This window comes from Nonomuraea sp. NPDC023979, assembly GCF_040639085.1.
Taxonomy (GTDB): domain Bacteria; phylum Actinomycetota; class Actinomycetes; order Streptosporangiales; family Streptosporangiaceae; genus Nonomuraea; species Nonomuraea ceibae.
In genome coordinates, this window is record NZ_JBEZZG010000016.1 from 163,878 (window position 1) to 174,341 (window position 10,464).

The 10,464-nt window shown below is 68.8% G+C and carries 21 protein-coding genes; all 21 read right to left on the reverse strand.

Annotation, left to right across the window (positions count from 1 at the left end):
* Position 1 precedes the first annotated feature (1 nt).
* On the reverse strand, positions 2-520 hold the full coding sequence (locus AB0G11_RS26950; protein ID WP_357589112.1) for a hypothetical protein: 519 nt from the start codon (positions 518-520) through the stop codon (positions 2-4).
* A gap of 8 nt (positions 521-528) precedes the next feature.
* Positions 529-795: a hypothetical protein gene (locus AB0G11_RS26955; protein ID WP_357589114.1), complete on the reverse strand. Its 267-nt coding sequence runs from the start codon at positions 793-795 to the stop codon at positions 529-531.
* Between the two features lie 101 nt (positions 796-896).
* Positions 897-1,241 (reverse strand): hypothetical protein, encoded by a 345-nt coding sequence (locus AB0G11_RS26960; protein ID WP_357589116.1) that lies wholly within the window; start codon positions 1,239-1,241, stop codon positions 897-899.
* A gap of 112 nt (positions 1,242-1,353) precedes the next feature.
* Positions 1,354-1,728, reverse strand: a complete 375-nt coding sequence (locus AB0G11_RS26965; RefSeq protein ID WP_357589118.1) for a hypothetical protein — start codon at positions 1,726-1,728, stop codon at positions 1,354-1,356.
* A gap of 961 nt (positions 1,729-2,689) precedes the next feature.
* Positions 2,690-3,013, reverse strand: a complete 324-nt coding sequence (locus tag AB0G11_RS26970) for a hypothetical protein (RefSeq protein WP_357589120.1) — start codon at positions 3,011-3,013, stop codon at positions 2,690-2,692.
* 123 nt (positions 3,014-3,136) lie between these two features.
* Positions 3,137-3,511: a hypothetical protein gene (locus AB0G11_RS26975; RefSeq protein ID WP_357589122.1), complete on the reverse strand. Its 375-nt coding sequence runs from the start codon at positions 3,509-3,511 to the stop codon at positions 3,137-3,139.
* A 208-nt stretch (positions 3,512-3,719) separates the two neighbouring features.
* Positions 3,720-3,878 (reverse strand): hypothetical protein, encoded by a 159-nt coding sequence (locus AB0G11_RS26980; RefSeq protein ID WP_357589123.1) that lies wholly within the window; start codon positions 3,876-3,878, stop codon positions 3,720-3,722.
* A 71-nt stretch (positions 3,879-3,949) separates the two neighbouring features.
* Positions 3,950-4,585, reverse strand: a complete 636-nt coding sequence (locus AB0G11_RS26985) for a hypothetical protein (protein WP_357589125.1) — start codon at positions 4,583-4,585, stop codon at positions 3,950-3,952.
* The gene (locus tag AB0G11_RS26990) at positions 4,582-4,908 is read right to left on the reverse strand and encodes a hypothetical protein (RefSeq protein ID WP_357589127.1); all 327 of its coding nucleotides are present in this window, start codon (positions 4,906-4,908) and stop codon (positions 4,582-4,584) included. Before AB0G11_RS26990 ends, AB0G11_RS26985 begins: the two co-directional genes overlap by 4 nt.
* Complete coding sequence (locus tag AB0G11_RS26995) at positions 4,905-5,195, reverse strand: hypothetical protein (protein ID WP_357589129.1); 291 nt, start codon at positions 5,193-5,195, stop codon at positions 4,905-4,907. The genes AB0G11_RS26990 and AB0G11_RS26995 overlap by 4 nt, the downstream gene beginning before the upstream one ends.
* 2 nt (positions 5,196-5,197) lie before the next feature.
* Positions 5,198-5,500 carry a hypothetical protein gene (locus AB0G11_RS27000; protein WP_357589131.1) on the reverse strand — a complete coding sequence of 101 codons (303 nt, stop codon included), beginning with the start codon at positions 5,498-5,500 and terminating at the stop codon, positions 5,198-5,200.
* The gene (locus AB0G11_RS27005; RefSeq protein ID WP_357589133.1) at positions 5,490-5,786 is read right to left on the reverse strand and encodes a hypothetical protein; all 297 of its coding nucleotides are present in this window, start codon (positions 5,784-5,786) and stop codon (positions 5,490-5,492) included. Before AB0G11_RS27005 ends, AB0G11_RS27000 begins: the two co-directional genes overlap by 11 nt.
* A 2-nt stretch (positions 5,787-5,788) precedes the next feature.
* A complete protein-coding gene (locus tag AB0G11_RS27010) occupies positions 5,789-6,322 on the reverse strand; it encodes a hypothetical protein (RefSeq protein ID WP_357589135.1) in 534 nt (177 codons plus the stop codon).
* A 47-nt stretch (positions 6,323-6,369) separates the two neighbouring features.
* Positions 6,370-6,777 carry a hypothetical protein gene (locus AB0G11_RS27015; RefSeq protein WP_357589137.1) on the reverse strand — a complete coding sequence of 136 codons (408 nt, stop codon included), beginning with the start codon at positions 6,775-6,777 and terminating at the stop codon, positions 6,370-6,372.
* A complete protein-coding gene (locus tag AB0G11_RS27020; RefSeq protein WP_357589139.1) occupies positions 6,774-7,019 on the reverse strand; it encodes a hypothetical protein in 246 nt (81 codons plus the stop codon). Before AB0G11_RS27020 ends, AB0G11_RS27015 begins: the two co-directional genes overlap by 4 nt.
* A 319-nt stretch (positions 7,020-7,338) precedes the next feature.
* On the reverse strand, positions 7,339-7,626 hold the full coding sequence (locus AB0G11_RS27025; protein WP_357589141.1) for a hypothetical protein: 288 nt from the start codon (positions 7,624-7,626) through the stop codon (positions 7,339-7,341).
* 213 nt (positions 7,627-7,839) lie between these two features.
* A complete protein-coding gene (locus tag AB0G11_RS27030) occupies positions 7,840-7,986 on the reverse strand; it encodes a hypothetical protein (protein WP_357589142.1) in 147 nt (48 codons plus the stop codon).
* 614 nt (positions 7,987-8,600) lie between these two features.
* Positions 8,601-8,735 carry a hypothetical protein gene (locus AB0G11_RS27035; RefSeq protein WP_357589144.1) on the reverse strand — a complete coding sequence of 45 codons (135 nt, stop codon included), beginning with the start codon at positions 8,733-8,735 and terminating at the stop codon, positions 8,601-8,603.
* 83 nt (positions 8,736-8,818) lie between these two features.
* Complete coding sequence (locus tag AB0G11_RS27040; RefSeq protein ID WP_357589146.1) at positions 8,819-9,235, reverse strand: hypothetical protein; 417 nt, start codon at positions 9,233-9,235, stop codon at positions 8,819-8,821.
* A gap of 71 nt (positions 9,236-9,306) precedes the next feature.
* Positions 9,307-10,029 carry a metal-dependent hydrolase gene (locus AB0G11_RS27045; RefSeq protein WP_357589148.1) on the reverse strand — a complete coding sequence of 241 codons (723 nt, stop codon included), beginning with the start codon at positions 10,027-10,029 and terminating at the stop codon, positions 9,307-9,309.
* Positions 10,030-10,326: a hypothetical protein gene (locus AB0G11_RS27050; protein WP_357589150.1), complete on the reverse strand. Its 297-nt coding sequence runs from the start codon at positions 10,324-10,326 to the stop codon at positions 10,030-10,032.
* Positions 10,327-10,464 lie beyond the last annotated feature (138 nt).

Genomic DNA, 10,464 nt, shown 5'->3' on the forward strand with positions numbered 1-10,464 from the left:
TCTATTGGCGGGGCGGGAGCAGCCACTGCTCGTCCTCGGCCGGGTGGAAGAACCGGCGATGCTGCTCGGGAGTGGAGCAGGGGCCAAGGCGGCAGCCGGTGCAACGGGGCGCCCGGTCGATGCGCGCCTCGGAGTCGTAGATGACGGTGCCGTCGTCGGCGGTGAGCCGCGCTCGGACGGCCGTGCCGCCGATGACGGCGCACCGCAGTTCGGAGGCCAGGCTGATCAAATGCAGGTAGCCGCCGGCGTGCTCGACGCGGCGGCAGGGTGCTTCCGGGATGGTGACGCCCGGCCAGCATTCGCTGGTGAGCCTGCCCTGGTAGGGGGCGTTGAGGACGTCGGCCTGGCGGGCACGGTCGGCGGCGATCCGCTGGCGAACGAAGTCGAGACTGCTGGCCGGGGTGAGCCGGCCGCCGCCGGGGGCGGTGATGGTCCAGGACATGCCGTTCTTAGTGACCTGGTAGCCGTCCGGGGTTCGGTAGGTGGTCGGGTTGGCGCCGCGCACCTTGCGGAGTTTCACGGCTCCCATCACGCCACCGGCGAGGGCGTAGTGTCTTCTGCTGGCTGCGGCTCGTAGACCGGCGGCAGAGCGGTGTACAGGGTGAAGGTGGCGGTGATGTCCCGGGGCCGGGCGGCGTGGGCCTGGACGGCGGCCTGGCCGCAGCCGGCGCAGCGGTGGGCCGTCCAGGTGCCTCTGGGGCTGGTGCGGGCCAGCACGCCGGTCGGCAGCGCGACGCAGACGGCGCTGTCGGGGCAGCAGTCACAGCCGGGGCTGTGGCAGAGGAGTGCCTGCATGGCGGATCTCCTTTCCTTGTGTCGGTCGCCCGGTTCGCGTCGGGCGGATGGATCCGGCCCGCGCAGGCGCCGATGGGTGGCGGCCTGCGCGGGCCGGGGGCTTAGCGGGTCAGGCGGAACAGCTCGGCAGCAGCCTGCAGGTGGGTGAGGTCGCTGCCGCCGTTGAGGGCTTCGGCGAGGCTGTCGAGCGCCTTCATGACGAGCGGCGCCAGGGTGGTGGCGGTGGTCTCATCGGCGCCCATGTGCTGCAGGTAGGCGGAGACGATGTGCTTGCACATCGGGTTCTCGCCCTGGGTGTGGCGGTGCAGCCAGTCGCCGCACGGGTTGTTGTCGATCGCGCCGCACTCGGCGATGGACACCTTGTAGCGCTGGCTGGGGTCGGTGTTGCTGCGGATCGACCAGACGAGCGGGCGGCCGTTCATCGTGTAGGACTTGTTGGTGGCCACAGGGGCCCTCCCTCGTGTCGGTGCCCGGTTCGCATCGGACACTTCAGATTGTAATGGTGCTTTCGCACTAGCGGTAGAAGATAGCAACCCCCACCGACAAAATCGGGGCGCCCTACCTCGTAGTGTGATCAGTCTTTTGGGGCGGGTTGAGCGGGATATCCATGGTGGTCCGGATGGGCACGGCCTCGGGCCAGCCCTTCGCGCAGCCGTTGGTGAGGTCCCAGTTGCCGAGCCAGGCTGCGAGGCGCGTCAGGTGGTGGCGTGGGAACGAGGTGCTCTCGTCAGATGGGTCATGGGGCACCTGAGCGCGCAGGTGGGTGTAGAGGTCGTTCAGGGCCTGGCTGGCGATCTGTTCGTAGCCCTCGCCAGGGTGCCCGCTGTGGAGGATGGTTGCCCAGCCGTAGGTGTTGCAGGCGTTCAAGAGATCGCGGGTAAGGACGACGGGGTATCCCTCGCCAACCTGGATGGTCTGTCCCTCACGGCTCATGTGGTTCTCCCTTCGTGGGTGGCCCTGCTTCTACTCCCAGGTCCCAAGGTGGATGAACGGGTTGTATCCACGACGGCCGCCGCCGGGCAGTCGTCGCAGGGCGGTGCTGCACTGGTCGATCGTCTTGTGCTGGTAACGATTCGCCGGCGGCTTGAGGCCGGGCACCGGCTCCTCCTCGTCTGGGACGGAGGGCGTGCAGCACCGCAGGCACTCGTGCATGGGCTGCGAGGTCGACGCCACAGGGTGCGTCTAGCAAGGTCTAGCCACGTTCCGCTGCTTCAACGGCTCGCCGAAGCTCGTCGACCTTGACACCGAGGCGCTCGGCGCCCTGGGCCAGAGTGCACGTCCCGCGAAGAACGTTCCATTCCTCGACCAGCTCCTGCGTGCTGCGAGGTGCCCGACGTGCCCGAGGTGGGCGCGGCGGTTCTGGGCGGCCGTCCCGTTCCCACCTCTCGTAGCAACCCGCGCACGCAGATAGAAGCCGCGCAGGGGCCCGATACGGTCACAGCACCGGCACTGCACCAGCGCCTTGGACCCAGCAGGGACCGAGACGTCCGCGTACTTCTCGGCGGGCACTACCTGACTAGTGCCGTTCGGATGCCATTCGATCCAGCCAAGCGTTCCGAGCTGCGGCGGCTTGTGGGGCTTCCACGGTTGCGTGCACTGCCTGCCGCACGCACTGCATTGCCCGCTCTGGTCCTTTATGGTGCCGCGCTTGCAGAGCACGGGAGTGATCGTGAGGGCGGGCTGGATATTGGACGGCGCGAGCTTTCCCTGACCGAACCTTGTGAGGCTCTGGCGGGTCGGGCGGCTACTCACCCCCTTCCGGCTGTCGTTGCTGAGGACAGCGCTGGGGTTCTCGGGGTTCTGGCACCACGACAGGTGGCCCGCGCCCTTGTCCGTGCCACAGTCGGGGCAACCCTCGTTGCCGTCGTTGTCGTAGGGCTTGTATTCGGCCATGTCAGCTCTCCCGCTCGATGAGAGTGTGGGGCGGGACGTGCGACGTCTTGGGGGCGTGGGTGCCATAGTCCTTGAAGGTGACGATGATCGGGCGGAGGTCGAGCCACTGCACGACGACGTGGAAGGCGGGGAGCGCCAGCCGGGGCGCGAGTTCCGCGGCCCGCACGGTGATGTGGCGTCCGCTTAGGACATTGCCCTTGGCGTAGGCGGGTTCGCGGGTCGCGACCCAGCGGGTAGGGATCGTCTGCACGCGGTAGCTGCTGCGGGCGAAGCCATGGTCGCGGAGTGCTTCGTGGATGAGGCGGGAATCGTGGCCGTAGCTCATGGACGGTTTCCCTTTCCCTTCGGTCGTGAGTCCGGGTCGTAGTAGTGCTTACGTTCTTTTCTACATACAGGTCAGAGCCCCCGGGGAATCCTTCCTCCGGGGGCTCTGATGGTGGCTCGCAGGTTAGCTAGCCAGCGCCGGCACCGACACCTTCTCGCCGAGCGAGCTCGCGTTGGCCATGGTGTCGTAGAACGGCTGAGCGTCCTCCAGGAAGCTCTGGGCCCTCGTCTTCAGCAGGTCGACCTTTACGGGGCCGTCCTCGATCTGGGCGAGCCGCACCTGCTCCCCCTGAAGGGTCATCGGCGGCTGACACTCCCTGGCGTGCCTGAGCGCGAGCATGCGGCGGTCCTGCTCGCTCTCGTCGCCGGCCTCGGCCAGCCAGGTCAGGAGCGGCACAGCGGCCAGGTTGACCTCGTCGATGTTGGTCTCGTCCAGCGCAACGTAGCGGCGCGCCATCCCGAGGACCTCGGAGGTGCGGAAGTCGGAGATTGAGGTCATGGTTGTCCTTCCATCTGGGGCCTGGGTCGCTGCAGGCCGGTCAGGGCCCACGATACAGCGCTTTCGGGGCGGGCGGCTGCTAACCGCGGCGGGCGTCCTGTCCGCATGAAGGTCACGGCCTCCGAGGGCGAGCGTCGGGGGCCATGACGCAGGAGTGCGAGCAGACGAGCGGCGAGCTACAGGCGCCGGTCGTGCCTGGTGACGGCTGTCAGTGGTCGAGGATCAGGAACGTAGCAGCGCCGAGCAATACGCCGGGCAGGGCCAAGAGCCGTCCGAAGTCGTCGAAGACGCCTAGGTTCAGCGCCAGGAGGCCGAGGAGGATGGTGGTCAGGAAGGCCACGGCGGTGGCGATGATGATGCGCTTCATGGGTGCTCCTTTGTCGACGGCCCGGTTCGCGGCGGGCATGCGACGAATGTAGTATTGCTTACGTTTCGGATTCAAGCGGGCCGGGCAATCCGCTCGGCAACACGTAGACACGCCACGCAGGTAGGAATCCGGTCCTCGCCGTCGTCGCGCCGGTCGACGCCACGCAGCGGGTCCTTGTTCCGGCGTCCCGAAGTCGTCTTGGACGGGGTTTCGCACAGCACCTGCCTGACGGCGCGGTGCAGGCGGCCGACGCGTAGCTCCTCCTGGGCAACGATGTGATCCCGGCCGGTGACGTAGCCGCTCTCCCAGTGGCCGATCGTCCAGTTATGGCCGACGGTCACCTTGATGGGCAGGCGATCCCGTAGGACGTGCCAGGCGTCCAGCTCGGCTTGGTAACGGACCTGCCGTGCCCGCTCGGCCTCCTCCATCTCGCGCCGGGCGCGTTCCTGTCGCTCGGCCACGACGGCCGGCGTCGGCCTGTCCGGCTCGGCCTTCAGCGCGAGCGCGAGCAGGACGATTTCCCAGTTGGCGATGTGGTTCCAACCTTGGTAGGGGTGGCCGAGGATCGCGGCCGCCCACTCGGTGTGGAAGTGCGTGCTCATGACGACGCGCAGCGCGGCCGGGTCGACGAACGGGCTGCGCTGGGCATACGCCTCGGCGTGCAGGACGACGATCTGCGCTGGGGTGAGGTTGGTGGCGTCGCTCACGCTCGCTCCCGCTGTTCGGTGGCGGCGATTACCTCGCGCTTCCACTCGTCCACGTGGAGCGCGTCCAGGATGGCCAGCGCGTCGACGAGTGCCCGGCGCCAGCTGTCGGCGCGGTCGCGCTGGGCCGTGGGGACGGGGTGAGCGCCCCAGCGTTCGGGGGAGGTCTCGGTGGAGCCGAGAGTGCGGATTGAGGCGCTGATCAGGGATCGGGCGGCCTTCTCGACGGTGGCGGCGCCGGTCGTGACGTTCCAGTCGGCCGTGCGCCGCTTGTAGTCGCTGCTGCTCTCGTCGGGCTGCTTGCGCGGCTTGGCTGCGTGGGTCATCGCTCGTCCGGGGTGCGGTTGTCGGCGGGTGCGGCATTGTTGGTGGCGGCTCGTGTTTCAAGGATGTCGAAGATGAGTTCACGGGCGTGGACGGAGTCAAGAGCGCGCTCCGTTTTGTGGGTGATGTCGTCCATCACCAGCCAGTAGTCCGCGCGCACGTGATCCGATTCCCAGACCGGCCAGGTGCTGATGGTGCCGTCCTGGGAGAACCACCGGTTGTCCTCCGGGGAGATGCGGTGCCTCCTGGTCAGCTTGGCACGACGCTCTGGGGGGCGCTTGTAGGGCATTGTCAGGTCCTCTCGGAAGTGCAGCTGATGCGCGGGACTTCGCCGGCGACTCCAAGTTCGGTCCATGCCTGGTCGAGGGTGTCCCACTTGCCGAGCAGGTCGAAGTCGCGGCCGAGGCGGCGATAGGCGTATACCTCCTTGGCGTCAGGGTGGATCTGGCGGTGCTCGTCCATCCAGGTGTGCAGGTGGTGCTCGATGATGGCCGGGCGAGGCGGTTCGCCCGGCTGCTCGGCGTGTACGTCGTAGAGGTGGAGGTGGTAGCTGTTCACTTCATGGAGGCAGTGGCCGGCCGGGTCATCGCGCATCGCGGCACCGCCATGCGTCGAGGGCTTGGCGCTCGGCCAGGACCTCGGCATAGGGGCGCCAGGTGTCGACCTGCTCCCCGGCGTACCAGCGGCGTTCCTGCTCCCACAAGACCGCGTAGCTGCTCGTGAGGAGGTCGGCCTCAGCGTCGCGCTTGCGGTCGTACCGGCCGCCCAGGACCGTACCGGCGGCGGTGGCGTGGGCCCATTGCCGAGTGCCCGCCGGCACCACCTTCCAGGTGCTGGGCGGGTTGGCGGCGTGCTCCTCGGGGGTGGCGAACAGGGACATGATCAGGCTCCGTCCCAGATCCGGCTGATCTGGTCGAGGATCCACCCGTAGTCGGTGGTGTGGTGGCGCTGCTGGGTGTCGCGCGGCAGAGTGCGCCAGGCGTCGGGGTGGATCCAGTGCGGCAGCTGCATGCGTGCCACCGCGAGTCGGTTGCCGGGGTCGACGCCGGGAAAGGCGTCGCCGGTGGCGATGTGCTTCTCCAGCTCGATCGGGTAGACGAGGCCGCACCCGCTGCCGCCGAACACGGCCTTGTGCCGCCGGTCCTCGGTCAGGGTGTCGTGAATGCTCTGGGCGGCGCGCACGGCCAGCTCGGCGAAGTCGCCGCCGGTCGTCACGACGCGGGAGTAGAGCTTGAGCATGGGCGAGTGGACCAGGACGACGCCGCGCTCCGCTTCGGCGTAGTGGTAGAACGGCGGCGCGATGCCGGCCAGCACGTTCGGCCAGTCACGCAGGCCGAGGACGCTACCGGTTCTGCCGAGGCCGTGGTTCCTGAGTGCGGTGTCGAGTGCCTCATGGCCGTAGACGATGAGTCCCATGGTTCATGCCTCCTGAGAGCGGAAGGGGTTCGTGATGGTGCTCGAGCTCATCGCGCCCGCTCCGTGTTGAACGCCTCGATCAGATCCCGATGGGCCTGCAGCAGCGGGACGCCGTCGATGGTACGGATCTCTGAGGACGGGAAGTGGCTGGCCTTTCGAGCGGCGTCGTTGTTCCAGTCGAACGGCTTGCCGTCGGCCATGAGCAGCAGCTCGATCCGTTCGGCGAGCGCGAGCGCCCGCGTCACGCCGGGCTGGTCGTAGAAGCGCGGGAACGGCACCGCATTGTGGTTGGCGATACACCACGGCGGCCGCGACCCGGCATATCGGGGGTAGACGATGAGGGTGCCGCCGGGTGAGGGACGGACGTCACCGCGGTGCTCAATGCGCCAGGCGGCGCCGGTCCGCCGCCAGTGCTCGTGAATGGCCTCGCGGCTGGTGAGGGGAGGCGTGGTCACGGACGACCTCGCCTGATCCCGGTGCCGAACTCCACGGTGTTTCGGCAGCGCGGGCACGGTTGGAAGAAGACGAGCTCCCCCGTGTCGGTGGCGAATTTCCCGTTGAATCTGGTGCCGGGCATGAGGTCGACGACCTCGCCGCCCTCAGTGACCAGATGGTTCCTGCAGTTGATGCAGAACCCGGTCCAGCCCGGGTTCGCGTACACCCGCTTGCCGCGCAGTTGCTCGTATGTGGTGGGCATCTCCTTGACCATGGTCATCGTTCCGCTCGGGCGCGCGGCTCACGCCGGCCTGGGCAACGATGGTCGGTGCGTGATGCAGAGGTGACGGGATGCGGAATGAGCATGATCTCTCCAGCAGCGAGAAAGGTACGGATGTCGTCCCAGGCCCCCGCGCTTTTGGGCCGTTCAACCACGGGTTCCCAGAGCAGGGCGGGGCCCGCCCTGAAATGCGCGATGCGCTGGAGGAAGGGCGGGCCCCGCCCTGCGGCGGGGTTCCGTGGTAGGCCCGGGGGCGAGCGCGGGGGCACGAGACCCGGGCTTCGCGAACGTGTGCGTCAGCTCATGCGTGGCAGCGTGATCGCGCGGCTACCTGGTGGGCGCTGGCCACCGCGCGGCCGAGACCGGTTATGCGCAGGCTGGTGGTGACGGGGGTGAGGGTGAGGATGCCGCCCAGCTGAGGGCATGGCTGCTCACGCCAGTCGATGTTGGCGGCGGCGTAGCCCCGCGCGAGGAACAGGATGCGGATCCGCGGGTCAAGGGCGGGGAACAGCCCGTCGATGTGTGTGGCGGCGGCGATTAGAAGATCGCGCTCTTCGGCGCTTAGCTCAACGGAGACAGGTTTGGACATGAAGTTCTCCCTGGTGTCAATGCCGGGGTCGCGTCCGGCTTCTGGTCGGGATTGTAGCGCTGGGGGCATGAATGGGGCGGCTGGTCGCTCGTTTCCGCTGGGAACTGACGCCCGATGTCCCTTTCGCTGAGTCTGGCGCTCATGCCACGACCCGGGCCCTGCGTGGGGTCCCGGGTCGTGGTCACAGTGGGGTCCGAATAGGGCGGCGAGGATTCAGCGGGCAGCGTCGACGGACAAGCGGGCCGCGATGCGGCGCCGCTGGCTGCGGGAGCCACGGCGCTCGGAGCGGGGGATGGTGCTCCGCAGGACAGTCTTGAGGGCGCCGGAGCTGGTGCGGATGACCACGGTGGTGGTTGACATGGATCCTCCTGCTGTCGGTGTCCCGGGGTCGCTGCCGGGATGGGCCTTGGTGGCCGGTATGGCCAGACCAAGAATGTAGCGGCGCTTACAGTTGAGGGGCAAGAGGGTTCGGATGGTGGGGGCTGTTCAGGCAGCACCGCCCCAGCCGGAGGCGGGGCTCACGGACCGGCCGGCGCGATGCGTTTGGGCCACGCCAGGACAGAAACCACAGCAGCACCCTCACCCGATCCCACGTTGGTTCCTCACCCAGCCTTGACGAAGGGCGGGGAGCCGGCATGCCCGTAGAGGCCCGTCGCCGCTGCCACCGTCGCACGTCGGCCGTGGTGACCAGCCGATCGCCGCCTGCTGATACGGGACTGTAGACGGTCAAGAGCCGGGCCAAGTCACGGGCCCGGGCAATGCCAGTGACGCTGACCTGCTGAAGATCAATCACAAGTTTGGTCCTTCCAAGCCTCCCCGCTGCCGCGGGTGTGGTTCATCTCAGGCGCGGAGGTGATGACCGGCTGCAGCCACACCCCCCGCCGCGCTGTGGGATGTGGCCTGATCCTGGAGGGGAACTAATGAAGGCGGCGCGCCCCGGGAAGGTACCCAGGGCGCGCCGCGCGGTGGATTGGTCAGAGGATGTGCACGCCGGACTGCGTGAGAGCTGCCGCCCAGCTGGTCAGGTCGGCCTGGGTGGCAAGGACGGCGATCGTGCCGATCACGGCCAGGACCATGAACAGCGCGTTGGCAAGCTTGTTGCAGGTCATGAGGACTCCCTCGTGTCGCGCCCGGTTCGCCTCGGGCAGATGAGCACCACGATGTTAGCGCCAGCCGGGCAGCCATGCAGGTCCTACGTGGATTTCAGCACCGCTGGAGTCAGCGACCAGTGCAGAACGCTGGGTGTGCCGGGCTTGCCGGTCGCCGCGAAGTCGTAGCAGTCGTGGTACGCCGCCCGGCGGCTGCCGGAGCGGGGATCGGTAACGGTGATGAACCCCGAGCGCGACCAGTACAGGTCGTTGGCGCCCAGGCTGGAGTGCATGTGCATCACCACGTGGTACCGGCCGGGCGGGAGGTAGTCATCCTCCAGCATCCAGAACGTGACGTTGTCGAACGCGGCGTTGTCGCCTGTGCGCATGGCGTCCTTGAGAAGCGCTTCCGCGTCCAGCCCAGACCCGATCGGCACCAGGGCGGTCTCGGTGCGGTAGCGGAGCTTGGGCGGCGTCGTCTGGGTCATCATCGTGATGACCATGAGCGCGTGCTGGGACATGTATCTCCCTGGGGGTCGATACCCGGTTCGCATCGGGCTGTTGAGGCCAACTCTAGCCGGGGGGCGGGACGTCAGGACGGGAGGAGTTGGAAGGTCGCGAACGCGTCCCCCAGGAGCGCCCACAGGCCGCTCCCCCACCCCGCGCACACCGCCAGCGCCACCATCACGGCCGGGAAGATGACTCTGCGCTCGGCCGGGCCGTCGACCTTGAACGTCAGCGCCCGAGGCAGCCGGACGCATCCCCGCATCGGCCACAGCAGCGGCAGGCCCCGATCCGTGGGCAGGTCTCCGATCAGGTGCACCAGGCAGCCGCCGGCGACCACGAGCGGCAGGCCGTCGAGCGGTACCCCGGCTCCGACGAGGAACGGGCCAAGGGCGATGCCGACGGCGTCGTCGAGCCACCCCCGGATCCCGCAGACCCGTACGGCTGAGGCGATGAGCAGCGCCACCAGGATCGACAGCCCGATCTGGCCGGACACCGTGTCCCGCCAGGCGAGGGCGAGCTGGCCGAGCCCGCCGAACACGGCTGCGCCGGTCAGGGAGTGGGTCAACCCCCGGTGGCCTCCGCCGAGGGTCGAGACCAGCCGCGCCAGTTGCCGGGACGGCCAGCCGAGACTGCGCGCCATGGTGGCGTCCGGGTGGTCGAGGTCGGGCAGCAGCGCGGCCCCGGCCGCGAGAGGCGCCAGCGTAATCACGGTCGCCAGGTCGAGAACGTAGCCGGATTCGTGGGCCCAGGAGACGGCGCCCACGTAGGCGGTAAGCCCGCACGCGGCGTGGGTCCGGCCGGTGGCCACCTACGCCGCCGGCCGAGCGGCGGCGAACCTGCCGGCGAGCAGCCGGGCCAGCATGGTCGGCAGGGCCAGCAGCTGGGCGCCCTCGCCATAGCAGTCGACCCGGTGGTAGCGGGTGAGCACGCCGACGCGGACTCGCGCGTGCCTGACCACGGCGCCGCTGGCGCGGGCGCGCCGCACCGCCCGGCGGAGCCTCCGGGACGCGATGGGGCCCAACAAGGCGGTCGTGCTCCAGTGCACGTGCAAGTGGGCGTAGGTGGACAGGCGCGCGATGTCGCGGTCGTACGGTCTGGCGTCCATGAGCATGCCCTCCGGGGTCGCTGCCGGTGTGAGGGGGCTAGTGTATGACAGCCCGCTCGCGCGTCCACGCGCCCACGCGCGCGGCCGCGCGGGTGGGCGCGCGCGATAGTACATGTCAGGCCGCGCGATCGCGCGGCC